The organism is Nocardioides iriomotensis (assembly GCF_004168035.1).
Lineage (GTDB): Bacteria > Actinomycetota > Actinomycetes > Propionibacteriales > Nocardioidaceae > Nocardioides_B > Nocardioides_B iriomotensis.
The window spans coordinates 286,720-310,299 of sequence record NZ_SDPU01000021.1 but is presented as its reverse complement, the minus strand read 5'-3'; the positions used below and the strand labels follow the sequence as shown (position 1 = coordinate 310,299).

At 73.2% G+C, this 23,580-nt stretch carries 23 protein-coding genes; 9 read left to right on the top strand and 14 right to left on the bottom strand.

Annotated elements, in window-relative coordinates:
• Positions 1–11: 11 nt before the first annotated feature.
• A complete protein-coding gene (locus ETU37_RS23470; protein ID WP_206053854.1) occupies positions 12–605 on the bottom strand; it encodes a hypothetical protein in 594 nt (197 codons plus the stop codon).
• 158 nt (positions 606–763) lie between these two features.
• Here ETU37_RS23470 and ETU37_RS10800 point away from each other — a divergent pair, with 158 nt between their 5' ends.
• The 4 genes from ETU37_RS10800 to ETU37_RS10785 all read left to right on the top strand — a co-directional run bounded on the left by ETU37_RS10800 (position 764) and on the right by ETU37_RS10785 (position 4,097).
• Positions 764–1,504, top strand: a complete 741-nt coding sequence (locus tag ETU37_RS10800) for an amino acid ABC transporter ATP-binding protein (protein WP_420819105.1) — start codon at positions 764–766, stop codon at positions 1,502–1,504.
• A 91-nt stretch (positions 1,505–1,595) separates the two neighbouring features.
• Entirely contained in the window at positions 1,596–2,483 is an 888-nt protein-coding gene (locus ETU37_RS10795) for a glutamate ABC transporter substrate-binding protein (RefSeq protein WP_165372488.1), read from the top strand.
• Between the two features lie 112 nt (positions 2,484–2,595).
• Positions 2,596–3,249 carry an amino acid ABC transporter permease gene (locus ETU37_RS10790; RefSeq protein WP_129987306.1) on the top strand — a complete coding sequence of 218 codons (654 nt, stop codon included), beginning with the start codon at positions 2,596–2,598 and terminating at the stop codon, positions 3,247–3,249.
• Positions 3,246–4,097, top strand: coding sequence for an amino acid ABC transporter permease (locus tag ETU37_RS10785; protein WP_129987305.1), 852 nt, complete (start codon positions 3,246–3,248; stop codon positions 4,095–4,097). Before ETU37_RS10790 ends, ETU37_RS10785 begins: the two co-directional genes overlap by 4 nt.
• 7 nt (positions 4,098–4,104) lie before the next feature.
• Here ETU37_RS10785 and ETU37_RS10780 read toward each other — a convergent pair whose 3' ends face one another.
• The 8 genes from ETU37_RS10780 to ETU37_RS10745 form a co-directional block, all read right to left on the bottom strand.
• Positions 4,105–4,581 (bottom strand): hotdog fold domain-containing protein, encoded by a 477-nt coding sequence (locus ETU37_RS10780; RefSeq protein WP_129987304.1) that lies wholly within the window; start codon positions 4,579–4,581, stop codon positions 4,105–4,107.
• A 63-nt stretch (positions 4,582–4,644) separates the two neighbouring features.
• The gene (locus ETU37_RS10775; RefSeq protein ID WP_129987303.1) at positions 4,645–5,475 is read right to left on the bottom strand and encodes a GNAT family N-acetyltransferase; all 831 of its coding nucleotides are present in this window, start codon (positions 5,473–5,475) and stop codon (positions 4,645–4,647) included.
• Entirely contained in the window at positions 5,475–6,881 is a 1,407-nt protein-coding gene (rny, locus tag ETU37_RS10770) for a ribonuclease Y (RefSeq protein ID WP_129987302.1), read from the bottom strand. The genes ETU37_RS10775 and rny overlap by 1 nt, the downstream gene beginning before the upstream one ends.
• Positions 6,882–7,147: 266 nt before the next feature.
• Positions 7,148–7,705 (bottom strand): regulatory protein RecX, encoded by a 558-nt coding sequence (locus ETU37_RS10765; RefSeq protein ID WP_240755667.1) that lies wholly within the window; start codon positions 7,703–7,705, stop codon positions 7,148–7,150.
• Between the two features lie 91 nt (positions 7,706–7,796).
• Entirely contained in the window at positions 7,797–8,843 is a 1,047-nt protein-coding gene (gene recA / locus ETU37_RS10760; protein WP_129987300.1) for a recombinase RecA, read from the bottom strand.
• Positions 8,844–9,052: 209 nt separating this feature from the next.
• A complete protein-coding gene (locus ETU37_RS10755; protein ID WP_129987299.1) occupies positions 9,053–10,372 on the bottom strand; it encodes an MFS transporter in 1,320 nt (439 codons plus the stop codon).
• A complete protein-coding gene (locus tag ETU37_RS10750) occupies positions 10,369–10,566 on the bottom strand; it encodes a DUF3046 domain-containing protein (RefSeq protein ID WP_129987298.1) in 198 nt (65 codons plus the stop codon). The genes ETU37_RS10755 and ETU37_RS10750 overlap by 4 nt, the downstream gene beginning before the upstream one ends.
• Before the next feature lie 25 nt (positions 10,567–10,591).
• Entirely contained in the window at positions 10,592–11,116 is a 525-nt protein-coding gene (locus ETU37_RS10745) for a DinB family protein (RefSeq protein ID WP_129987297.1), read from the bottom strand.
• 35 nt (positions 11,117–11,151) lie between these two features.
• On the opposite strand from ETU37_RS10745, the gene ETU37_RS10740 reads away from it, so the two are divergent.
• A complete protein-coding gene (locus tag ETU37_RS10740; RefSeq protein WP_129987296.1) occupies positions 11,152–11,661 on the top strand; it encodes a GNAT family N-acetyltransferase in 510 nt (169 codons plus the stop codon).
• Positions 11,662–11,697: 36 nt separating this feature from the next.
• Positions 11,698–12,603: a hypothetical protein gene (locus ETU37_RS10735; protein ID WP_129987295.1), complete on the top strand. Its 906-nt coding sequence runs from the start codon at positions 11,698–11,700 to the stop codon at positions 12,601–12,603.
• Between the two features lie 135 nt (positions 12,604–12,738).
• Here the strand turns inward: ETU37_RS10735 and ETU37_RS10730 are convergent, their stop codons facing one another.
• From ETU37_RS10730 to ETU37_RS10710, 5 genes are read right to left on the bottom strand one after another with little or no spacing between them, the layout of a single operon-like run.
• Positions 12,739–13,545 carry an ABC transporter permease gene (locus tag ETU37_RS10730; protein ID WP_129987294.1) on the bottom strand — a complete coding sequence of 269 codons (807 nt, stop codon included), beginning with the start codon at positions 13,543–13,545 and terminating at the stop codon, positions 12,739–12,741.
• The gene (locus ETU37_RS10725) at positions 13,545–14,354 is read right to left on the bottom strand and encodes an ABC transporter permease (protein ID WP_129987293.1); all 810 of its coding nucleotides are present in this window, start codon (positions 14,352–14,354) and stop codon (positions 13,545–13,547) included. The genes ETU37_RS10730 and ETU37_RS10725 overlap by 1 nt, the downstream gene beginning before the upstream one ends.
• Positions 14,354–15,337 carry an ABC transporter ATP-binding protein gene (locus tag ETU37_RS10720; RefSeq protein ID WP_420819104.1) on the bottom strand — a complete coding sequence of 328 codons (984 nt, stop codon included), beginning with the start codon at positions 15,335–15,337 and terminating at the stop codon, positions 14,354–14,356. The genes ETU37_RS10725 and ETU37_RS10720 overlap by 1 nt, the downstream gene beginning before the upstream one ends.
• A 33-nt stretch (positions 15,338–15,370) precedes the next feature.
• On the bottom strand, positions 15,371–15,988 hold the full coding sequence (locus ETU37_RS10715) for a phosphatase PAP2 family protein (protein WP_165372487.1): 618 nt from the start codon (positions 15,986–15,988) through the stop codon (positions 15,371–15,373).
• On the bottom strand, positions 15,985–16,575 hold the full coding sequence (locus ETU37_RS10710) for a helix-turn-helix domain-containing protein (protein WP_129987291.1): 591 nt from the start codon (positions 16,573–16,575) through the stop codon (positions 15,985–15,987). The genes ETU37_RS10715 and ETU37_RS10710 overlap by 4 nt, the downstream gene beginning before the upstream one ends.
• Before the next feature lie 81 nt (positions 16,576–16,656).
• Here ETU37_RS10710 and ETU37_RS10705 point away from each other — a divergent pair, with 81 nt between their 5' ends.
• From ETU37_RS10705 to ETU37_RS10695, 3 genes are read left to right on the top strand one after another with little or no spacing between them, the layout of a single operon-like run.
• Positions 16,657–17,631 carry an NAD(P)/FAD-dependent oxidoreductase gene (locus ETU37_RS10705; protein ID WP_129987290.1) on the top strand — a complete coding sequence of 325 codons (975 nt, stop codon included), beginning with the start codon at positions 16,657–16,659 and terminating at the stop codon, positions 17,629–17,631.
• Between the two features lie 46 nt (positions 17,632–17,677).
• Positions 17,678–22,366: an ATP-dependent helicase gene (locus ETU37_RS10700; protein ID WP_129987289.1), complete on the top strand. Its 4,689-nt coding sequence runs from the start codon at positions 17,678–17,680 to the stop codon at positions 22,364–22,366.
• Positions 22,363–23,577: an RNA polymerase sigma factor gene (locus ETU37_RS10695; protein WP_165372486.1), complete on the top strand. Its 1,215-nt coding sequence runs from the start codon at positions 22,363–22,365 to the stop codon at positions 23,575–23,577. Before ETU37_RS10700 ends, ETU37_RS10695 begins: the two co-directional genes overlap by 4 nt.
• The last annotated feature ends 3 nt before the right edge of the window (positions 23,578–23,580 follow it).

Sequence of the window (23,580 nt, the reverse complement as noted above, 5' to 3'; positions counted from 1 at the left end):
GGGCGGCCTCGTCAGCCCTCGCCGCGCGGCGGGTCGGCCTCCGGGTTCGGCTCGACCTCGCGCGGCGGGGGCGGCGGGGTCGGCTCCGTGGTGGCGCGCGGCGGCAGCTTGTCGCCGGGCGCCGAGGCCGCCTTCGCAGCCGGAGCCGAGGTGTCCGCGGCCTTCTTCGCCGGCTTCTTCTTGGCGGCGGCCTTCGTGGCCGGCGTCTTCCTCGCCGGGGCCTTCTTCGCCACGTCGGCCGGGCTCGGGGTCTTCTTCGCCGCCTTCTTCGCCGCCGTCTTGGCCGGGGCCTTCTTCGCGGCCTTCTTCGCGGCCTTCTTCGCGGCCGGCTCCGGCTTCTCCGGCTCGGGGGCGCGCGGAGGGGTCTCCACACGCGGGGCCTCGGCGGCGGGGCGGCTCCCACCGCGCCGCCTGTCGACCTGCCCGCGGACCTGGCCGGCCACCCCCTCGACGAGGTGACGGCCGAGCGTGACCGCGCCGCGGGTCTGCTCGACCACCTTCTCCGTCGTCCCGCGCGGGTCCTTGGCGGACGCCAGCGCGAGGTCGCGGGCCTTCCTCAGCTCCAGGAAGGCTCGCTTCGGGTCGATCGGGAGCTTGGGGGCCACGGGTGCCTCCTCGTGCGTCGGGATCGGGTGCCGTGATTCAAGCACAGCGCCACCGCGGCGACGCTGGTCACACCGCTGGTCACGGTATGGCAACGCTGCGCCGCCCCGGCCCTGGCCGGATGGTCAGACGGGACCGAGCCAGGCTAGGTTCCTGTGGCATGACGGAGCCTCTGGTGGTGCTCGACCACGTCGACAAGTGGTTCGGCGAGCTGCACGTCCTGCAGGACATCAACATGTCGATCGCCCGGGGCGAGGTCGTCGTGGTGATCGGCCCCTCGGGCTCCGGCAAGTCGACGCTGTGCCGGACGATCAACCGGCTCGAGACGATCGACAAGGGCACCATCACCCTCGACGGCAAGCCCCTCCCGGCGGAGGGCAAGGCCCTGGCGGCGCACCGCGCCGAGGTCGGCATGGTGTTCCAGTCCTTCAACCTCTTCGCCCACAAGACGATCCTCGAGAACGTCACCCTCGGCCCGATCAAGGTGCGCGGCACCGACAAGGCCGCCGCCGAGAAGCAGGCACGGCAGCTGCTCGACCGGGTCGGCGTCGGCAACCAGGCCGACAAGTACCCCGCCCAGCTCTCCGGCGGCCAGCAGCAGCGCGTGGCGATCGCGCGGGCGCTGGCGATGGAGCCGAAGGTGATGCTCTTCGACGAGCCCACCTCCGCGCTCGACCCGGAGATGATCAAGGAGGTCCTCGACGTCATGGTCGACCTCGCCCAGGGCGGCATGACGATGGTCGTGGTCACCCACGAGATGGGGTTCGCGCGGACGGCCGCCGACCGGGTCGTGTTCATGGCCGATGGGCAGGTCGTCGAGGAGAACACCCCCGACGAGTTCTTCAGCAACGCTCAGTCCGGCCGCGCCCAGGACTTCCTCAGCAAGATCCTCAAGCACTGAGGGTCCCTCGACCTGTCCCCGCAGAGCGCACCACCACCTGGCCCCGGGGGACCTCGGGCCACAACCAAGGGAGAAACCAGAGATGCGAATCATGAGGACCCGTGCCGCTGCCGCGGCCGCGGGTGTCGGCCTCGCGCTGAGCCTGGCCGCGTGCGGTGAGGCCGGCACTGACACCGCCACCGAGGGTGGCGACTACGAGGTCGCCGAGAACGCCGCCGACAACTTCGACGACGGCACCAAGATGAAGGAGCTCGCCGAGAGCGGCGAGGTCACCATCGGCGTGAAGTACGACCAGCCCGGCATCGGCTTCAAGGGCGCGACCGACGACATCCCGGTCGGTTTCGACCCCGAGATCGGCAAGATCCTGGCCGCCTCGCTCGGCATCCCGGTGGACGACATCACCTGGAAGGAGACGATCTCCGACAACCGCGAGCCGTTCCTCCAGGAGGGCGAGGTCGACCTCGTCATCGCGTCGTACTCCATCACCGACGAGCGCCGCGCGATCGTCGGGCAGGCCGGTCCGTACTACGTCACCGGCCAGCAGCTGATGGTGCCCGCCGACAGCGACATCGACAGCCTCGACGACGTCAAGGGCACCGAGGTCTGCTCGGTCACCGGCTCCACCTCGCTGGACAACATCGAGGCGGAGGGCGCCACGCCGCGCGGGTTCGACACCTACTCCGAGTGCGTGGACCAGGTCCTCAACGGCACCGTCGACGCGATGACGACCGACGGCGCGATCCTGCTCGGCTACGTCGCCGAGCACCCCGACGACCTCAAGGTCGTGGTGGACCCGTTCTCCGAGGAGCGCTACGGCGTGGGCTACAGCAAGGACAGCCCGGAGATGTGCCAGTGGATCAGCGACACGATCAACGAGGCCTACGACAACGGCGACTGGGAGTCGGCGTTCAAGGCCACGCTCGGTGAGTCCGGTGTGGACACGCCGGAGCCGCCGGAGTTCGACGCCTGCGAGGCCTGAGCCCCGCTCGCACGACCTCGCGGTCCGTCGTACGGCGTCACGCCGGCGCCGTACGACGGGCCGCAGCACGACAGCACGACCTGACGACGAGTTGTAGAGGAGGTGGCACGGCGTGGACGACATCGCGAACGACCCGGGACTGGTCCTGAACGCCTTCTGGGTCACGATCCAGCTGGCGGTGCTCTCCGGCCTCGCCTCGCTGGTGCTCGGCACCCTGCTGGCCGCCATGCGGGTCGGCCCCGTGGCCGTGCTGGCGAGGTTCGGCACGGTCTACGTCTCGATCGTGCGCAACACGCCGTTGCTGGTGATCTTCGTGCTCGTCTTCATCGCCGCGCCGACGTTGGACCTGCTGGTCAAGACGCCGTTCCTGGTCAAGGGCGTGATCGCGCTGACGATCTACACCTCCGCCTTCGTCTGCGAGGCGATCCGCGCCGGGATCAACTCGGTGTCCCTCGGTCAGGCCGAGGCCGCGCGCGCGATCGGCCTCACCTTCGGCGCCACGATGACCCAGGTGGTTTTGCCGCAGGCGTTCCGCGCGACCGTCCCGCCGCTGGCCTCGGTGCTGATCGCGCTGGCGAAGAACACCTCGGTGGCCGCCGCCTTCGGCCTCGCCGAGGCGACCGCCCGGATGCGCGGTCTCACCAACAACAACGCCGACGACCGCTGGCTGATCTTCATCACCTTCGCCATCGGCTACATCATCATCGTCGAGATCATGTCGGCGGGAGCGATCAGTCTCGAGCGCCGCTGGAGGGTGACCCGATGAGCAGCAGCGTCCTGTTCGACACCCCGGGCCCGCGCACCCGCGCCCGGCACCGCCTGTACGGCGTCATCGGCGCGGTGGTGCTCCTCGCCCTCCTCGGGCTCATCGTCTGGCGGATGTGGGAGACCGGCCAGTTCGCCTACGAGCTGTGGGAGCCGTTCGTCACCCCGGCCTACATCCAGGTGCTGCTGGTCGACGGTCTGCTCAAGACGCTGCAGATGGCGTTCCTGTCGATCATCTTCGCCGTCGTGTTCGGCCTCGTCTTCGGTGCCGGCAAGCTCTCCGACCACAGCTTCGTGCGGTGGCCGTGCTGGCTGGTGGTGGAGTTCTTCCGCGCCGTCCCGCTGCTGCTGCTGATCATCTTCATCTTCTACGCGTTCGGCGTCGGCGACGGCTTCGGCGCCTACTGGTCCGTCGTCTTCGGGCTCACGCTCTACAACGGGTCGGTGCTTGCCGAGGTGTTCCGGGCGGGCATCCAGGCGGTGCCGCACGGCCAGGGCGAGGCGGCGTACGCCATCGGCATGCGCAAGACGCAGGTGATGACCATCGTGCTGCTCCCCCAGGGCGTGAAGATCATGCTCCCGGCGATCATCAGCCAGTGCGTGGTCGCGCTGAAGGACACCAGCCTCGGCTACTACATCACCGCGCCCGGCCTGACCTTCGTCGGCAAGCAGATCTACACCGAGTTCGGCAACCAGCTCCAGACCGTGCTGGTCGTCGCCTCGCTGTACATCGCCTCGAACCTGGTCCTCACCTGGGTGGCCACCTGGGTGCAGCACCGCCTCGTCGGCGAGAAGAAGCAGCTCGAGGTCTCCGTCGTCGGTGCGCCCAGCACCGGCGGGGAGGCGTGAGCGGGGCTCAGCGAGCCGGCTTCTCCGTCACCCACAACCGGATGACGCCCTCGACGACGACCGTCCCGTCGTCGCGCACGCCCCGGACGCGCACCGGGACGTCGGGATCGTCGCCGGTCCACTGCGCGCGGTCGGTCTCCGCGACGCAGGTGATGTCGCTGGTGGCCTTGGCGGTGTAGGACACCTCCATCCCCTTGGGGATCCAGCGCTTGTGCGGCGGGACGCTGACCTCGGCCAGCGCGCCCATCGCGGCCTCGAGGCCGTTGCAGATCGCGATCACGTGCACCGTGCCGATGTGGTTCTGCACGCCGCGGCGCTTGCGCACGACGAGCTCGGCGTAGTCGGGCCGCAGCTCGACGAACCGCGGCCGCACGCTCGCGAAGTACGGCGCCTTCAGGCTGAACAGCAGCGAGAACACCCGCCGGCCCTGCGGCAGCCGGGTCGTGCGTTGGTAGAGGCTCATCACCGGGGACGTCGTGGCCATGCCGGGAGCCTAGATTACCCACGGGTAACAAGTCGACCCGGGCCACGTCGCGGACAGCGGTCCCTAGCGACCCAGGTACCGCCGCACGTCGAGCTCGCAGCCCACCACCGTGTCGACACGGCCGCCCGGCTGCGGCTCGTCGAACCACAGTCCCCGCGTGAAGCCGAGCTTGTCGAGGACGCGGAGCGAGCGGGCGTTGCGGTGGTCGGGCGCCGCGAAGTACTGCGGCGCGTCGGGGTGGTGCGGGCGGACCACCTCGGTGAGGAACTGCCACAGCATCCGGGTGCCGGTGCCGCGACCGGCCCAGGCCGGCTCGCCGATCGCGTAGTCGAAGCCGACCGCGTCGGGCCGAGCGGTGAGCGCGGCGTACTCCGGGTGATCGCCGATCCGGTAGTCCTGCACGAACCCGACGGAGCGGCCGTTGACCTCGACCACCCAGAGCCGGGTCGGGTCCTCACCGTCGATGGCCGGGCCGTAGTGCTTCTCCGCCGCGTCGAGGTCGGCGGCCTCGTCGGTCCACCACTGCGCGACGTGCGGCTCCGCCGTCCAGCGGACCACGTCGGGCAGGTCGCCGCGGCCGAGCGGACGGAAGCCGATCCGCACGTCGGGCACCGCCACCGCCCGCGCGACCTGCTCGTCGCCCCGGTCGGTGCGCAGGTGGTCGGTGCGGGTTGCGTCGGGCACGTCGACGGCGAAGACCGCGACCTTGCCGGACAGGTCCACCGCCCAGGGATCGGGTCCGGACAGACCGGCCTCCCGCAGCGCCCGGCGGGCGGCGCCCTGGACGGACTCCCCCGCGTGCCGGACGCCGTCGACGACGTGCGTGACCGTCGGCGGCTGCGCCGAGTCGTGCGTGCGGCGGACGACGATTCGGCAGCCCCGGGGTGTGCCCATCAGCGAGCCGTTTCGGTCGCCCGCGACTCGCGGATCACGGTGACCTTGATCTGACCCGGGTAGGTCAGCTCCTCCTCGAACTGCTTGGCCAGGTCGCGCGCCAGCATCTGCGCGGCGATGTCGTCGACCTCGTCGGGCTTCACCATGACGCGCACGTCCCGGCCGGCCTGCATCGCGAACACCCGCTCGACCCCCGGCTTCGACGACGCGATCTCCTCGAGGTTGTGCAGCCGCTGGACGTACGCCTCCAGCGACTCGCGGCGCGCGCCCGGCCGGGCTCCGCTGATCGCGTCGGCGGCCTGGGTGATCACCGCCTCGACCGTGCGAGGCTCGATCTCGTTGTGGTGCGCCTCGATCGCGTGCACGACGTCCTCCGGCTCGCCGTACCGGCGGGCGAGCTCGGCACCCACCAGCGCGTGCGACCCCTCGGACTCGTGGGTGAGCGCCTTGCCGATGTCGTGCAGGAACGCGCCGCGCACGCACAACGCCCGGTCCAGCCCGATCTCATCGGCGAGCAGGCCCGCGGCGTGCCCGGACTCCACGAGGTGCTTGAGGACGTTCTGCCCGTACGACGTGCGGTAGCGCAGCCGGCCCATCGTCGCCACCAGCTCGGGGTGCAGGTCGCTGATCCCCACCTCGAGCGCGGCGTCCTCCCCCGCCCGGACGCACAGCTCCTCGACGGCTTCGGCCTGGCGTCCGTGCACCTCCTCGATGCGCGCGGGGTGGATCCGGCCGTCGGCGAGCAGCTCCTCCAGCGTCAGCCGTGCCACCTCGCGCCGCACCGGGTCGAAGCAGGACAGCAGCACCGTCTCCGGGGTGTCGTCGATGACCACGTTGACGCCGGTCACCTGCTCGAACGACCGGATGTTGCGGCCCTCCCGGCCGATCACCCGGCCCTTCATGTCGTCGGAGGGCAGGTGCACCGCCGCGACCACCGACTCGGTGGTCTGCTCCGACGCGAGCCGCTGGATCGTCGTCGCGAGCACCTTGCGGGCCTTCATCTCGGCCTCGGTGGTGGCGGCCTTCTCGATGTCCCGGGCGAGGATCGCCGCCGAACGCCGGGCCTCGGCCTCGACCCCGCTCATCAGCTCCGCCCGCGCGTCCTCGGTGGTCAGGCAGGCGACGTCCTCGAGCACGCGCCGCCGCTCGGCCTCGACGTCGAGCAGCTCGGCCTCGCGCTCCTCGAGCCGGCGCCACTCGCCGTCGAGGCGTTGCTCGCGCTCGGCGAGGCGCTGCTCGCGGCGCTCGAGGTCCTGGCGCTGCTCGTGGAGGTCCTGGTGGAGCTGGTGCTCGCGGGTCGCCGAGCGCTGCCGGTGCCAGACCAGGAACCCCACCGTGGCCAAGGCCAGCAGCACCACCACCCCGAGGACCCCCACGAGAAGCTCGGTCAGCGTCGTGGTGCCCATGACGGCGGCTCCTGTTCCACCTGCGGGGCGCCGGGCACGGGCTACGAGGTACGGCTGGCCGCCGCGCCGGGTCGGAGGACCAGGAACGACAACAGGCAGGGTGTGCTTCGGGTCGCGCAGGGCCGGCCTGGGGCCGGATCGTTGTGTCTGATGTGGGTGAAGCCTCGTCCGCCGTTCACCGGGCGTCGGACGCTCGCAGCCCGGCGGAGAGGTGGTGCGTCTTCGAGGCTAGGTCGCGCCCCAGGGCCGGTCAAGAAAGCGCCGGTTCAGCCCTCGTCGAGGCTGTCGGGCAGGTCGTCGACCTCCGCGCCGGCGGCCTCGAGCTCCTCGCGCACCACCCGGAACGCGACCCCGGCGGGGTACCCCTTGCGAGCCAGCATCCCCGACAGCCGGCGCACCTGGACCTGGTGGTCGAAGCGGGCGACCGAGCGGAGCTTGCGACGTACCAGGGTGCGCGCGGCCTCCACCTCGTCGTCGGGGTCGACCTCGTCGAGGACGTCGCGGGCGACCTCGTCGTCGACGCCCTTGCGGCGCAGCTCCTGCGCGAGCGCGCGCCGGGCCAGGCCCTTGCCGGCCTGCCGGGACTCCACCCAGGCACGGGCGAACGCCTCGTCGTCGACCAGCCCGACCTCCTCGAACCGGTGGAGCAGCCGGCCGGCGACGTCGTCGGGCACGCCCTTGGCGCGGAGCTTGTCGGCCAGCTCGGAGCGGCTGCGCGCACGCCCCGTGAGCTGGTCGAGCAGGATCGCCCGGGCCACCGACTCCGGATCCGCCTCGGGACCCTGCGAGACCGGGTCGTCCGGCCGCGCTGAGTCACCGGGCAATGCCGGATCGTCCGGTCGGGGTGCGCCGCCCAGCCAGGCGTCGACCCCGAGCCGAACGTCACCGGTCGTCGGTCGGGTCACGGGCGAGCCGTCAGAAGTCGATGCCGGTCGGCTCGACGTTCACCGGCGCCTCGGTGTCGACCTGCGGGCCGACACCGAGCTTCTCGAGGATGCGCTTCTCGATCTCGTTGGCGAGGTCGGGGTTGTCGCGCAGGAAGGTGCGGGCGTTCTCCTTGCCCTGGCCGAGCTGGTCGCCTTCGTAGGTGTACCAGGCACCGGCCTTGCGGATCAGGCCTGCCTCGACGCCGACGTCGATGAGGCCACCCTCGCGGCTGATGCCCTGGCCGTACATGATGTCGAACTCGGCCTGCTTGAACGGCGGGGCGACCTTGTTCTTGACGACCTTGATGCGGGTGCGGTTGCCGACCATCTCCTGGCCGTCCTTGAGCGTCTCGATGCGGCGCACGTCGAGGCGGACCGAGGAGTAGAACTTCAGCGCGCGGCCACCGGTGGTGGTCTCGGGCGAGCCGAACATGACGCCGATCTTCTCGCGGAGCTGGTTGATGAAGATCATCGTCGTGCCGGCGCCGTTGAGGGCACCGGTCATCTTGCGCAGCGCCTGGCTCATCAGCCGGGCCTGGAGACCGACGTGGCTGTCGCCCATCTCGCCCTCGATCTCGGCGCGGGGCACCAGCGCCGCGACAGAGTCGATGACGATCAGGTCGAGAGCGCCGGAGCGGATCAGCATGTCGGCGATCTCGAGCGCCTGCTCACCGGAGTCGGGCTGGGAGACCAGGAGCGCGTCGGTGTCGACACCGAGCGCCTTGGCGTAGTCGGGGTCGAGCGCGTGCTCCGCGTCGATGAAGGCGACGATGCCGCCGGCCGCCTGTGCGTTGGCCACCGCGTGGAGGGCGACCGTCGTCTTGCCGGAGGACTCCGGGCCGTAGATCTCCACCACGCGACCGCGCGGGAGCCCGCCGATCCCGAGGGCCACGTCGAGCGCGATCGCCCCGGTGGGGATCACCTCGAGCGGTGCACGCGTCTCGTCGCCGAGGCGCATCACCGAACCCTTGCCGAACTGTCGCTCGATGTTCGCGAGCGCCGCGTCGAGCGCCTTGTCGCGGTCTGCACCGGCCATGGCCGTCACCTGTCCCGTCTGTGCGGTCGTCCGCTTGGGCGCGGACCGTGTCGTCTTCTTCATCGTGTCGGGAACCTTAGGGAGGCCCGCCGACAGTTCTCGACCCCGGCCTGTGGACCTGGGGAAGACGATCCCGCGGCCCGGCGTCGTCCCCAGGCTAGCCGAACAGGTGTTCGATCACGGGAAGGCGTCGCGGGCGTGTCGCGGGGCTACAGGAGCGGGCCGCCGACGGAGCCCACGGACCGGCCGGCGGTACGGCGCGCGAGCTCGGCCGCCGTCGCCACACCGGTGACGAGCAGGGCCGCGAAGACGTTGAGCGCGACGTACCCGAGGCCGTCCATCACCAGCCCGGCGACGACGCCGGCGAGCGCCGCGGTGACGCCCATGACGAGGTCGGCGGCGCCCTGCACGTCGGTGCGCGCGTCGAGCGGAGAGGACTCGGTGACCAGCGTCGACGCCGCCACCGTGCAGAACGACCAACCCAGTCCGAGGAGGAAGAGCCCCACCCCGATCGTCCACGACGCGCCCGGCGGGGACATCCCCGAGAGCAGCAGCGCCAGGAACAGCACGCCCGCGCCCACGGTGAGCATCGGCGGCCGGCCGAAGCGGTCTGCGGCCCAGCCCACGAGCGGCGCGAGCGCGAACATCCCGAGCACGTGCACCGAGATCACCAGACCGATCAGCTGGAGGTGCGCTCCCCCGTGGTGCATGTGCAGCGGCGTCATCACCATCACGGCGATCATCACGCCGTGGGCGAGGGACAGCGCCGCCACACCCGCGCGTACGGCGGGTCGCTCCCGGAGCACCTGGCGGACCCGGCCCCACGACGTCCCGGCGAGCACGGGGGCGGCGCCGCGGGCCATCGCGGCCTGGCGGGCGACGAGCAGCGGGTCGGGGCGCAGGAACACCGCGACGACCACGCCGGCGGCGAGGATGCCGACGAAGCCGAACACGAACGGGCCGGTGAGCCCCGGGATGCCGAGCTGGCGCGCGGTCCGGCCGGCGACGCCGGTGAGGTTCGGCCCGGCGACCGCCCCGATCGTGGTCGCCCACACCACGAGGGACAGGGCGCGGGCGCGGCGCTCGGGCCGGGCCAGGTCGGTGGCGGTGTAGCGGGACTGGTTGTTGGCCGCCGTCGTCGCACCGAGCAGGGTGGCGCCCACGATCAGCAGCACGAACGACTCGACGACCCCGGCGACGACGGCCAGTGCCGCCCCGACGGCGCCGATGGCGTAGCCCAGGACCAGCCCGGGCCGCCGGCCCCGCCGCCCCATCAGGTGGGCGAGGAGGAAGGACGCGACCGCCGCGCCCAGCACCTGGCCGGTCTGCGCGAGCCCCGCGAGGCTCTCGGAGCCGGAGAGGTCCTCGGCGAGGATCGAGGCGACCGCGATCCCGATGGTGATGCCGACCCCACCGAGCGACTGCGCGACGACGAGCACCGAGAGCGTGCGGCGCTGGACGCGCGCGACCTCGTGGTCGGGCCAGCGCAGCCCACCCACGCCGCGGGTCACCCAACCGGGCAGCGTCATCGCTGGCTCGCAGGCAGCTCGAGGGTCTCCCAGACCGCGCGCCACACCGCCTTGGGCGGCATGCCGGCGTCGAGCGCCTCGGAGACGGTGCGCCCGCCGAGCGAGGCGATCACGTGCTGGTCGGACCAGTGCCGGGCGTAGCCGCCGGACCCGAGGGCCTGCTCCATCCGCTCCCAGAACTCCGTGTGCCGCACGGGTCGAGCGTACGACCCGCCGTCGTCAGCCGTCGGCCCCCACGTCGTACAGGTGGTGGACGACGTCGTGCAGGTGGTAGCGGCCGATCGAGTCGACCGTGAACACCGCCCCGTCGCTGCGCCGGCCGGTGCGCCGCCAGAGGTCGCCCTCGACGCCGGCGTACCGGACGGCCACGGCCTCGGCGGCGGCAACGAGCTCGCCGGCGACGGTCGCGGGGTCCTGCTCGTCGTAGCGCCCCTCGAGGGCGGTCGCGTCCTGGTCCCAGCTGTCGAAGGCGGGGTCGTCCTCGGTGAGCATCCGCTCGACCCGGCCGTCGAAGACGCGGTGCACGTCACGGACGTGGCAGGCGTACTCCAGCGGCGACCAGATGTTGTCCGCCGGCCGGACGGCGGCGTCCTCGCGGGCGAGCACGTCACGCCACGGCGCCGACGCCTCCCGCAGCCGCGCGGGCAGCTCGGCGGCCTCGACGGTGCGGGCGTCGTAGCCGCACTCGGGGCAGGGCCGCTCCAGCACCCACGTCCAGTCCTTGGTGTCCGGCTCGATGCTCATGCGCAGAGTCTGACGCAGCCTGGAAGGATGAGGCCATGGGATCCGAGGTCACCATCCGTCCCGCCGTCGAGTCCGACCTGGTCGGCATCGCGACGATCTACAACCACGAGGTCGCCAACAGCACCGCCACCTTCGACCTCGAGCCGCCGACCCTGGCCTACTGGCACGAGAAGCTCGAGGGCAACCACGAGGGTGACCACCTGCTCGTCGCTGTGGACGACGACCAGGACGTCGTCGGCTACGCCTACTCGTGGTCGTACCGGCCACGTCCCGCCTACGAGCTGACCCGCGAGACGTCGATCTACCTCGACCCGTCGGTCCGCGGCCGCGGCATCGGGCGGCTGCTGTACCCGGCCCTGCTCGACACGATGGCGCAGTCCGGCGTGCACACCGCCGTCGCCCTCGTCGCGCTGCCCAACCCCGGCAGCGTCGCGCTGCACAAGGCGGTCGGGTTCGAGCACGTCGGGACGATGCGCGAGGTCGGCTACAAGTTCGACCAGTGGATCGACGTCGAGTGGTACCAGAAGCTGCTCGGCCCGAGCTGACCGGAACCGACCCCGCCGCGGCGACGTCCAACCGCCGTGACCCGACGACCGCCCGCCCTCCGCCGGGCGATCCTGCCCCTGCTGCCCTTCCTGACCTTGGCCGCGCTCGCGGCCGGCTGCGGCTCCGCCACCGTGGTCCGCGGCACCGGCCCCGACGAGGCGGGCGGCCCCGACCGGTTCGACGCACCCCCGCCGGTCGAGATCGCGTACGACGGAGGCACGGCGTCGCTGGACCCCTGGACCTACTGCTACGTCAACGTCTGCGCCGACGGCGCACCGCCCGAGGAGCCGCACTTCGTGGGCAGCCCGGCCGAGGTGCGCGTCTCGTACCCGCTGGAGGGCTGGACGTTCTCGGCGGACTTCAGCCCGGCCGGGGACCGGTGCGGCCGGCACCAGCAGGTCGAGCTGCGGCCCGGCCCGGACGGCGTCACCGTGGTGCGGCCGGTCGGGCTCGCCGGCCGGTACGACGTCACCCTCGCGGGTGCGCAGGAGGGCGGCGGCGACCTGTACACGACGTTCCGGTGGGAGACACCGACCAGTGGCGAGCTGCCCGAGCCGACCGCGCGGGCGGCGGTGCTGGCCGATCACGACGGGACCCTCGACAGCTACGGGGTCGAGCTGGCCCTCACCAACCTCGCGGCGACGCCGGGCACGGCCGACGCGACGATCGAGGTGCGGGACGCGTCCGGCGGCACCGTCACGCTGGTGCCGCGCCGGCAGCCGGGGTGCCAGCCGGAGGGGTCGGTCTCCTGGCTGCTCGGCGACCGGGCCGCGCACGAGGCCACGACCCTGACCGGCGACACCTTCACCTACCGGGTCGTGGTGACCCTCGACGGCACCGAGCACGTCGCCACCGCCACCTGGCCGGACGACGTCATCCCGGACAACGAGCCGTCGGTCGCGCTGGAGTTCGCACCGCCCCTGCCCGCGCTGTCTCGCTAGGCCGGGCGACCGTCACGGGCAGCCGGGGCAGTCGGGCAGGAAACGGGTCACGAACGACACGACACGCCGGTCGCGGCTCGTCGTTCGTGACCCGTTGAACCTCGCCGAGGCACGGTTCTGGGCACTGCGTGCCGGTCAGCGCAGCAGCAGCGCGCCGAGCCGGCGGGACACGACGGCGAGCCCGATCAGGCCCATCGCGACGAGGTAGACGACCGAGACAGCGGAGGCCCAGGTGACCGCGCCGGTGGTGAGCTCGCGGCAGAGCACGACGCCGCGGTAGAGCGGGGTGAGCTCCACGACCCAGCGGAGCACGCCGGGGTACTGGGTGATCGGGAAGAACGTCGCCGAGAACAGGAACAGCGGCATCACGCCGAGCGTGACCAGGTCGAAGTCCTGCCAGGACCGCATGAACGTCGTCAGCGCCATGCACACCGCCGAGAACGCGAACCCGACCAGCAGCGTGGCCGGCACCGCCAGCACCGCCCACCACGAGTCGACCAGCCCCATCAGCAGCATGACGACGAGGAAGCCGACGGAGTAGACGCCGCCGCGCAGCAGAGCCCAAGTGATCTCGCCGCGGGCGACGTCGACGGTGCGCATCGGCGTGGCGAGGACGGCGTCGTAGAGCTTCTCGAACTTCAGCTTGAAGTAGATCGAGAACGTCGAGTCGAGCACGGCGCCGTTCATCGCCGACGCGGCCAGCATGCCGGGCGCGACGAACGCGGCGTACCCCACCAGCTGGCCGTTGAACTCGAAGGGCTCGACGAGCTGCCCGACCCCGATGCCGATCGAGAAGAGGTAGAGCACAGGCTCGAGGAACCCGGTGAGGAAGAAGACCTTGCTGCGCCGGTGCACCAGGTAGTTGCGCAGCACCATGCGCCACGAGGGCGACCAGCGCGAGCGGGCGGCGCTGGCGGCGAGGCCGGAGGTGACGACGGCCATCAGTGCATCAGCCTCCTCGTCAGCCGGCGGATCGACCACCAGTAACCGACACCGGCGAGGGTGCCGAGCACGACGACGTGGAGCAGCGCCAGCGGGCCGTCGACGGTGCCGAGGGTGAGCATGCGGGTCAGGTCGACGCCGTGCCACAGCGGCGACAGCCAGGCCAGCCACTCGATGGCGTCGGGCAGGTTGGACACCGGGAAGAACGCGCCGCTGAACAGGAACAGCGGCATGATCAGGACGCGGAAGATCACCGCGAACGGCGTCGGGTCCTTGAGCCCCGCGCTGTAGGCGTAGAGCGGCGTGCCGAACGCGAGGCCGATGAGGATCTGCACGAAGAACGCCAGCACCGTGCCGAGCACCGACGTGAACAGCCCGAACACGCCGAGCACCAGCAGGAAGGCGCCGCACGCGGTGGCCACGCGGAAGACCACGAAGCCCAGGTGGGCGGTGACGATGTCGGCCGGGGTCAGCGGCGTGGCGACCATGCCGAGGTAGGTCTTGTTCCACTTCACGGCGCCGAGCACCGGGTACATCGTCTCGCCGGCCGCGGTCTGCATCGCGTGGGCGGCGACCAGGCCGGGCGCGATGTAGGCGAGGTACGACGGGGCGCCGTCGAGCGACGCTCCCCCGCTGTCGACGAGGCCGCCGAGCAGCACGCCCATCGCGACGACGTACAGGAACGGCATCAGGAACGAGCTGATCACCGAGCCGCGCCAGGTGCGCTTGTAGACCGTGACCCAGTAGTCGACCTGCCGGTTGAGCCGCTCGATCCGCCCCGGGGCCGGGTCGACGTGGACGCTGGTCATCAGTCCACCAGGGTCCGGCCGGTCAGGTGCAGGAAGACGTCCTCGAGCGTGGAGCGGCGGACCAGCACCGCGGCGGGCTCGAGGCCGCGCTCGTGGACCCGGGCCAGCGTCTCCTCGCCGTCGTCGGTGTAGAGCAGCAGCCGGTCGGGCAGCACCTCGACGCGCTCGGCGAGGTCGTCGATGCGCTCGGCGAGCGACTCGTGCTGGCCGACCCCGAAACGGAGCTCGGTGACCTCGCGGGTGGAGTGCTCGCGGATCAGCGCGAGCGGCGAGCCCTCGGCGACGATCTCGCCCTTGTCCATCACGACCAGCCGGTCGCAGAGCTGCTCGGCCTCGTCCATGTAGTGGGTGGTGAGCACGAGCGTGACGCCCTGCTGCTTGAGCCGGAACAGCTTGTCCCACAGCACGTGGCGGGCCTGCGGGTCGAGGCCGGTGGTCGGCTCGTCGAGCAGCAGCAGGTCGGGCTGGTTGATCAGGGACCGGGCGATGGTGAGCCGCCGCTTCATGCCGCCGGAGAGGCTCTCGACCTTCTGGCGGGCCTTCTCCTGGAGCTGGAAGAACCGGAGCAGCTCGTCGGCGCGGCTGGCGCACTCGCTGCGCGGGAGGCCGAAGTAGCGGCCGTAGACGACGAGGTTGTCGCGGATGCTCAGCTCGGTGTCGAGGGTGTCCTCCTGGGGGCAGACGCCGAGCCGCGCGCGGATCTGCGGGCCGTGGGTGGCCGGGTCGAGCCCCAGGATGCGCAGCTCCCCCGCGGACGGCGGGGAGACGGCCGCGATCATCCGCATCGTCGAGGACTTGCCGGCGCCGTTGGGGCCGAGGAAGCCGAACGCCTCCCCCGCGGGCACGTCGAGGTCGATGCCGCGGACCGCCTCGAAGTCACCGAAGGACTTGCGCAGGCCGGTCGCGCGGATCAGCGACGGCGGCCCCTCCGAGGACGTGCGTGGGGCCGCGGTCGGGTCGGGGTGCGACACGGGCTGGGACACGACACCGACCCTAGGCCAGTCCGCGGACAGGAATCATCCCCGTTTCGGCTCCGTCCCCACCGCCAGCGCGACGAGGAACAGCCCGATCGCCGTGCCGGCGACGATGTCGCTGAACCAGTGCACGCCGAGCGCGAGCCGCGACCAGGCGACGGTCAGCGCGACGAGGGTCGCCACCACCACGGCGGTACGGCGGGCGGCGGAGCGAGGCCGGGTGTAGACGAGGAGCAGCAGCCCGGCCGCGGCCACGACCTGCACCATGTGCCCGGACGGGAAGCTGCCGCCAGGCCCGTCGCTCAGCACCGTGTCGGTCGGCGGCCTCTCGCGCCCGACCAGCGGCTGCAGCACGATCCGCGACAGGACGGCCAGCCCGAACACCACCAGGAACCACGTCACCCGCGGCCACGGCGACAGCCGGGTCCAGGGCAGCACGGCGACCAGCAGCACGAGCAGCGGGACCAGCAGGTAGACCGACCCCAGCCAGGTGACGACGTCGGCGACCTCGGCGTCGAGCCCGCCGGACCGGCCGGCGAACAGCGCGTCACCGACCGTCCGGTCGACGCCGAGCGGCGCGTCGGCGGTCACGACGCCCAGCACGACGACGACCAGCAGGCACAGCGCGGCCACCACGGCCGCCGTACCGCGGTGGGTCAACGCGTCGCTCCCTTCGGCCGCGCCCGCAGGTGGGCACGCTCGCCCTGCTTCCCGAAGAGGCTGAGGATCTCGACCGGCTCGGCGCCCACGGCTCCGAACCAGTGGGGCACCCGGGTGTCGAACTCCGCGGCCTCGCCGGGCTTCATCACCACGTCGTGCTCCCCCAGCACGAGCCGCAGCCGGCCGTCGAGCACGTAGATCCACTCGTAGCCCTCGTGCGTCTGCGGGTCCGGTTGCTGCGTCCGGCGCGTACCCGGGATGACCAGCTTGTAGGCCTGGATGCCTCCGGCGCGCCGGGTCAGCGGGAGCATCGTCATGCCGCCCCGCGTGACCGCGCGCAGGTTCACCCGGGGGTCGCCGGTGGGCGGGGCGTCGACGAGCTCGTCGAGGCTCACGCCGTGCGCCCGGGCCAGCGGGAGGAGCAGCTCGAGGGTGGGCTTGCGGCTGCCGGACTCCAGCCGCGACAGCGTGCTGACGGAGATGCCGGTCTCGACGGAGAGGTCTTTCAGCGTCGTCTCGCGCTGCTGCCGGAGCGCGCGGAGGCGGGGGCCGACGGCGTCGAGGGCGGTGTCCAGGTCGTCGCTCATGGTCCCGACTTTGCCACAACGGCAACGATGTTTGCCATTCCCGGCGAAGAGTCCGCACCCTGGTCGCAGGAGGTGGTCGACATGACCGACAAGCTGTTGGACGGCTACGACGTGGTGGTGGTCGGCGGAGGAGCCGCCGGCCTCAACGGAGCCCTGATGCTCGCCCGGGCCCGCCGGTCCGTGGTGGTCGTCGACGCGGGCGAGCCGCGCAACGCACCGGCCGAGGGGGTGCACGGCCTGCTCGGCCACGACGGCCGGCCGCCGCGGGAGCTGCTGGCGACCGGCCGTGAGGAGGTCCGCCGGTACGGCGGGCACGTGGTCGACGGCCGCGTGGAGGCGGCGACGCCGGCGCCGGGCGAGGACGGCGGGCTCGGCTTCGCGGTCACGCTCGACGACGGCCGGTCCGTGCGCGCCCGGCGGCTGCTGGTGACGACCGGCCTGGTCGACGAGCTGCCCGCCGTACCGGGGCTGCGGGAGCGGTGGGGCCGCGACGTCATCCACTGTCCCTACTGCCACGGCTGGGAGGTGCGCGAGCGGGCGATCGGCGTGGTCGCGAGCGGGCCGATGTCGGTGCACCAGGCGCTGCTGTTCACGCAGTGGAGCGACGACGTCACGCTGTTCACCCACCTCGCCCCGGTGCCGGACGGCGAGGAGGCGGCGCAGCTGGCCGTCCGCGGCGTGCGGATCGTCGAGGGCCCGCTCGCCGAGGTCGTCGTCGAGGACGACGTGCTGACCGGCGTGCGGCTCGGGGACGGGACCGTCGTCGCCCTCGAGGCGCTGGTGGTGGCCCCGCGGATGGTCGCGCGCACCGACTTCCTGGCGGGGCTCGGGCTGAAGGCCGTCGAGCACCCGACGGGCGTGGGCGAGCACGTCCCGACCGCCGACCCGGTCGGCCGCACCGGGGTGCCGGGCGTCTGGGTGGCCGGCAACGTCACCGACCTGAGCGCCCAGGTGGGTGCGTCGGCGGCGGCCGGGGCGACGGCCGGCGCGCAGCTGAACATGGAGCTGCTGGTGGAGGAGACGCAGCTCGCGCTGGCCGCCCGTGCGCGGCCCTGAGCCCGCTCCCCTCCGTCCTGTCGGTGCGCTCCGGCAGGATGGAGGGATGGCGGACGAGACCCGACCCGACGACGTGCTGGACGTGTTCAGCGCGCCGACGCGCACGTGGTTCCGCGCCGCCTTCGCCGCCCCCACCGCCGCGCAGGACGGCGCCTGGCGCGCGGTGTCCGCCGGCCGCAACGCGCTGGTCGTGGCGCCGACCGGGTCCGGCAAGACGCTGTCGGCGTTCCTGTGGTCGCTCGACACCATCAGCCGGGAGGTCCGGGAGCAGGCCAAGCGTGACAAGAAGTCCCGGTGCCGGGTCCTCTACGTCTCCCCGCTCAAGGCGCTCGCCGTCGACGTCGAGCGCAACCTGCGGGCGCCGCTGACCGGCATCCGGCACACGGCCGAGCGGCTCGGCGACCCGGTCCCCGACATCACCGTCGGTGTGCGGTCGGGCGACACGTCGCCGGCCGACCGCCGCCGGCTGGCGAGCACGCCGCCCGACATCCTCATCACCACGCCCGAGTCGCTGTTCCTCATGCTGACCAGCCAGGCCCGCGAGACGTTGCGCGGCGTCGAGACGGTGATCGTCGACGAGGTGCACGCCGTCGCCGGCACCAAGCGCGGCGCCCACCTCGCGCTGTCCCTGGAGCGGCTCGACGAGCTGCTCGAGCGGCCGGCCCAGCGCATCGGCCTGTCCGCGACCGTGCGGCCGGTCGAGGAGGTCGCCCGCTTCCTCGGCGGCCCGCGCCCGGTCGAGGTGGTCGCGCCCGCGTCCACCAAGGAGTGGGACCTCAAGGTCGTGGTGCCGGTCGAGGACATGACCGAGCTCGGCGCCGTCGCCGAGGAGCCCGGCGAGGGCTCCGCCGCGGCCGCCGACCGGCACGGCTCGATCTGGCCGCACGTCGAGGAGCGGGTCGTCGACCTGGTCGAGCAGCACCGCTCGACGATCGTGTTCGCCAACTCCCGGCGGCTCGCCGAGCGGCTGACCGCGCGGCTCAACGAGATCGCCACCGAGCGCGCCGAGGTCGCGCTGGAGCACGACCCGCGGCCACCGGCGGAGATCATGGCGCAGTCCGGCGCCAGCCGCGGCGCGGAGACCGTCATCGCCCGGGCCCACCACGGCTCGGTGTCCAAGGAGCAGCGCGCCCTGATCGAGGACGACCTCAAGCGTGGCCGGCTGCCCTGCGTCGTGGCGACCTCCAGCCTGGAGCTCGGCATCGACATGGGCGCGGTCGACCTGGTCGTGCAGATCGAGAGCCCGCCGTCGGTGGCCTCGGCGCTCCAGCGCGTCGGTCGCGCCGGCCACCAGGTCGGTGAGGTGTCCCGCGGCGTGCTGCTGCCCAAGCACCGCAGCGACCTGGTCCACACGGCCGTCTCCGTCGAGCGGATGCGAGTCGGCGCGATCGAGTCGCTGCACGTCCCGGCCAACCCGCTCGACGTCCTCGCCCAGCAGGTCGTCGCCGCCACCGCGGTCGACGACTGGGACGCCGACGAGCTCTACACCGTCTTCCGCCGGGCCGCCCCGTTCACGACGCTGCCGCGCTCGGCCTTCGACGCGACGCTCGACCTGCTCAGCGGCCGCTACCCCTCCGACGAGTTCGCCGAGCTCCGCCCGCGCGTCGTCTGGGACCGGGTCACCGGCACCCTCAGCGGCCGGCCGGGCGCGCAACGCCTCGCCGTCACCAGCGGCGGCACCATCCCCGACCGCGGCCTGTTCGGCGTCTTCCTGGTGGGCGAGAAGGCCTCCCGGGTCGGCGAGCTCGACGAGGAGATGGTCTACGAGTCCCGCGTCGGCGACGTCTTCGCGCTCGGCGCCACCTCGTGGCGGATCGAGGACATCACCCACGACCGGGTGCTGGTCTCCCCCGCGCCCGGCCAGCCGGGCCGGCTGCCGTTCTGGAAGGGCGACCAGCTCGGCCGTCCCGCCGAGCTCGGCGCCGCGATCGGCGCGTTCACCCGCGAGCTCTCCGCGCTGCCCGCCGCCGAGGCCGCGGCCCGGTGCCGCGAGGCGGGGCTCGACGACTGGGCCGCCGACAACCTCGTGGCGTTCCTCGCCGAGCAGCGCGAGGCGACCACCACGCTCCCGACCGACCGCACCGTGCTCGTCGAGCGGTTCCGCGACGAGCTGGGCGACTGGCGCCTCGTCGTGCACTCGCCGTACGGCGCCCAGGTGCACGCGCCGTGGGCGCTGGCGATCGGCGTCCGGCTGCGCGAGCGCTACGGCATCGACGCCCAGGCGCTGCCCGGCGACGACGGCATCGTGCTGCGCATCCCCGAGACCGACCAGGAGCCGCCGGGCGCCGACGTCGTGGTGTTCGAGCCCGACGAGATCGAGGACATCGTGACCACCGAGGTGGGCGGCTCGGCGCTGTTCGCCTCCCGGTTCCGCGAGTGCGCCGCGCGGGCGCTGCTGCTCCCCCGCCGCGACCCCGGCCGGCGCTCCCCGCTGTGGCAGCAGCGGCAGCGCAGCGCCCAGCTGCTCGAGGTCGCCTCGAAGTACCCGTCCTTCCCGATCGTCCTCGAGGCCGTGCGGGAGTGCCTGCAGGACGTCTACGACGTGCCGGCGCTGACCGGCCTGATGCGCGACCTCGCCGCGCGGCGCATCCGCACCGTCGAGGTGGCCACCACCCAGCCGTCGCCGTTCGCCCGCAGCCTGCTGTTCGGCTACGTCGCGGCGTTCATGTACGAAGGCGACAACCCGGTCGCCGAGCGGCGGGCCGCCGCGCTCAGCCTCGACCAGGGCCTGCTCGCCGAGCTGCTCGGCCGGGCCGAGCTGCGCGAGCTGCTCGACCCCGACTCCCTCGACGAGCTCGAGCGCGAGCTGCAGCGGCTCACCGACGACCGCAAGGCGCGTGACGCCGAGGGCGTCGCCGACCTGCTCCGGCTGCTCGGTCCGCTGACGACGGCCGAGGTCGCCGCCCGGTCGACCGACGACCCGGCCGGCTGGCTCGAGCTGCTCCGCGACGCGCGCCGGGTCGTCGAGGTGCGGATCGGCGGCGACGAGCGCTGGGCCGCGGTCGAGGACGTCGGCCGGCTCCGCGACGGGCTCGGCGTCCCGGTGCCGCCCGGCACCCCGGAGGTCTTCGGCGAGCCGGTCGAGGACCCGCTCGCCGACCTGGTCGGCCGCTACGCCCGCACCCACGGCCCGTTCACCGTCTCCGACGTCGCCACCCGTCTGGGTCTCGGGGTCGCGGTCGTGACCCAGACCCTCAACCGGCTGGCGTCGCAGGGCCGGGTCCTCGAGGGCGAGTTCCGGCCGGCCGGCTCCGGAGCCGAGTGGTGCGACGCCGACGTGCTGCGCCGGCTCCGCCGCCGCTCGCTCGCGGCGCTCCGCAAGGAGGTCGAGCCCGTCGAGCCGGCGACGCTGGGCCGGTTCCTGCCCGTCTGGCAGAACGTCGTCCCCTCCGGAGGCTCGCAGCGCGGACGGCTGCGCGGCGTCGACGGCGTGCTCACCGTGGTCGAGCAGCTCGCCGGCTGCGCCGTACCCGCCTCCGCGCTCGAGCCGCTCGTCCTCGGCAGCCGGGTCGTCGACTACCACCCCTCGATGCTCGACGAGCTGACCGCGACCGGCGAGGTCGTGTGGGCCGGTCACGGGAGCCTGCCCGGCACGGACGGCTGGGTGTCGCTGCACCTCGCCGACTCCGCCCACCTCACGCTCCCCGACCCCGAGGAGCTGGCCGCCGACCTGGAGTCGACTCCGCTGCACGAGGCGGTGCAGCTCGCGCTGACCGGCGGCGGCGCCTACTTCTTCCGGCAGCTGTCCACCTCGGTCGGCACCGTGCTCGGCGAGGCGGTCGACGACCGGTCGATGGAGGCCGCGCTCTGGGACCTGGTCTGGTCCGGGCGGCTCAGCAACGACACCCTGGCTCCCGTGCGGGCGCTGGTGTCCGGCGGCCGCACCGCCCACCGGTCGCGCCGGCCACCGCCGCGGGCGCGCACGTCGTCGCGGCCGCGGCGGCCCGACCTGCCCTCGCGCACCGGCCCGGCCACGGCGGCCGGGCGCTGGTCGCTGCTGCCCGAGATCGAGGCCGACGCGACGCGGCGTGCGCACGCGGCCGCCGAGGGGCTGCTCGAGCGGCACGGCGTGGTGACGCGCGGCGCGGTGATGAGCGAGCGGGTGCCGGGCGGGTTCGCGGGTGTCTACAAGGTGCTGTCGGCGTTCGAGGAGTCCGGCCGGTGCCGGCGTGGGTACTTCGTCGGCTCCCTGGGCGCCGCGCAGTTCGGCGTCCCCGGCGCCGTCGACCGGCTCCGGTCGTTCTCCCGCGAGCTGTCCGGCACCGAGTCGGGCGCCGACCCGGGTGCCGAGTCGGGCGACGCCAAGCACACCGCGGTCGCGCTGGCCGCCACCGATCCCGCCAACCCCTACGGTGCGGCCCTCCCCTGGCCCGAGCGGGCGTCGACGCCCTCGGCGGACGCCGGGACCGGCGAGGTCGCCGCCGGCAGCGGCCACCGGCCGGGGCGCAAGGCCGGCGCGCTGGTCGTGCTGGTCGACGGCGAGCTCGCCGTCTACGTCGAGCGCGGCGGCAAGACCCTGCTGACGTTCACCGAGGAGCCCGAGCTGCTCGGCTCCGGACTCGGGGCGCTGGCCGCCGCGGTGCGCGAGGGCGCACTGGGCCGCCTGACCGTGGAGCGGGCCGACGGCGCCAGCATCCTGGCCGGCAGCGACCGCGCGGGCGTTCTGCGACGGGCGCTGGAGGACGCCGGGTTCGTGGTCACCCCGCGGGGGCTGCGCCTGCGCGGTGGGCCGTGACCGGCGGGTCGGACGAGGCGCTGGCCGGCATCTACCGCACGGAGCTGCCCCGGCTGCGCGCCGCACTCGCGCGCCGCACCGGATCGGTCGACCTGGCCGACGACCTGGTGCAGGACGCCTGGGTCGAGGCGCTCGACCACTGGCCGCGCGAGGGCGTGCCGCCCAACCCGGGCGGCTGGCTGATGACCACGGCCTCGCGCAAGGCGGTCGACCGCGCGCGCCGTGACGCGGCCGGCGCGGAGAAGCTCCGGCTGCTTGCTTCCGGAGGTCCGCCGTCCGCGCACGCGGACGACGACGAGGACCGGCTCGCGCTGGTGTTCGGCTGCTGCGACCCGCGGCTGCCACGCGACTCGCAGGTCGCGCTCACGCTGCGGGCGGTGTGCGGCCTGACGACGGCCGAGATCGCGGCGGCGTTCCTCACCCCCGAGGCGACGATGGCCCAGCGGATCACCCGGGCCAAGCGGCTGCTGCGCGAGTCGGGCGCCCCGGTCGCCGTGCCCGAGCCGGACGAGCTGGGGCCGCGCCTGTCCGCGGTGCTGACCGTCGTCTACCTGGTCTACAACGAGGGCTACCTGTCCAGCTCGGCCCACGTGCCCCAGCGCCGCGAGCTGCGCATCGAGTCGCTCGAGCTGGCGCGGCTGGTCGACCGGCTGATGCCGGGCGAGCCCGAGGCGGCCGCCCTGCACGCGCTGATCGACCTGCACGAGGCTCGGGCGGCCACCCGCTTCGACGGGTGGGGCCGGCTCGTGCTGCTCGCCGACCAGGACCGAAGCCGGTGGGACACCGTCCGCATCGACGCGGCCACCGAGCGGCTCGACGCGGCGCTCGCGAAGCGGCGACCCGGGCCGTTCCAGGCGCAGGCGGCGATCGCCGCGCTGCACGCCACGGCGGCGTCGTACGACGAGACCGACTGGCCGCAGATCGGGATGCTCTACGACCGGCTGGCCGGCTGGGACGACAACCCCGTGATCAGGCTCAACGGCGCGATCGCGCTCTGGAAGGTGCGCGGCGCCGCGGTGGCGCTCGCCGAGGTCGACGGGCTGGCCGCGGAGCTCGACGGGTACCGCCTGTTCCACGCCACCCGTGCCGCCCTCCTCCGCGACCTCGACCGCGACGACGAGGCCCGGGCGGCCGACCGGCGCGCGCTCGACCTGGCGACCAACACCGCCGAGCGCGCGCTGCTCAGGAGCCGGGTCGACCCGGTGTCCTGAGCG

Coding starts and splice junctions, on each gene's coding strand:
- ETU37_RS10795 (WP_165372488.1), top strand. CDS start 1,596: ATGAGGACCCGTGCCGCTGCCGCGGCCGCGGGTGTCGGCCTCGCGCTG.
- ETU37_RS10780 (WP_129987304.1), bottom strand. CDS start 4,581: ATGGCCACGACGTCCCCGGTGATGAGCCTCTACCAACGCACGACCCGG.
- ETU37_RS10755 (WP_129987299.1), bottom strand. CDS start 10,372: ATGACGCTGCCCGGTTGGGTGACCCGCGGCGTGGGTGGGCTGCGCTGG.
- ETU37_RS10725 (WP_129987293.1), bottom strand. CDS start 14,354: ATGACCAGCGTCCACGTCGACCCGGCCCCGGGGCGGATCGAGCGGCTC.
- ETU37_RS10740 (WP_129987296.1), top strand. CDS start 11,152: ATGGGATCCGAGGTCACCATCCGTCCCGCCGTCGAGTCCGACCTGGTC.
- rny (WP_129987302.1), bottom strand. CDS start 6,881: ATGGGCACCACGACGCTGACCGAGCTTCTCGTGGGGGTCCTCGGGGTG.
- ETU37_RS10700 (WP_129987289.1), top strand. CDS start 17,678: ATGGCGGACGAGACCCGACCCGACGACGTGCTGGACGTGTTCAGCGCG.
- ETU37_RS10710 (WP_129987291.1), bottom strand. CDS start 16,575: ATGAGCGACGACCTGGACACCGCCCTCGACGCCGTCGGCCCCCGCCTC.
- recA (WP_129987300.1), bottom strand. CDS start 8,843: ATGGCCGGTGCAGACCGCGACAAGGCGCTCGACGCGGCGCTCGCGAAC.
- ETU37_RS10730 (WP_129987294.1), bottom strand. CDS start 13,545: ATGGCCGTCGTCACCTCCGGCCTCGCCGCCAGCGCCGCCCGCTCGCGC.
- ETU37_RS10705 (WP_129987290.1), top strand. CDS start 16,657: ATGACCGACAAGCTGTTGGACGGCTACGACGTGGTGGTGGTCGGCGGA.
- ETU37_RS10775 (WP_129987303.1), bottom strand. CDS start 5,475: ATGGGCACACCCCGGGGCTGCCGAATCGTCGTCCGCCGCACGCACGAC.
- ETU37_RS10745 (WP_129987297.1), bottom strand. CDS start 11,116: ATGAGCATCGAGCCGGACACCAAGGACTGGACGTGGGTGCTGGAGCGG.
- ETU37_RS10800 (WP_420819105.1), top strand. CDS start 764: ATGACGGAGCCTCTGGTGGTGCTCGACCACGTCGACAAGTGGTTCGGC.
- ETU37_RS10785 (WP_129987305.1), top strand. CDS start 3,246: ATGAGCAGCAGCGTCCTGTTCGACACCCCGGGCCCGCGCACCCGCGCC.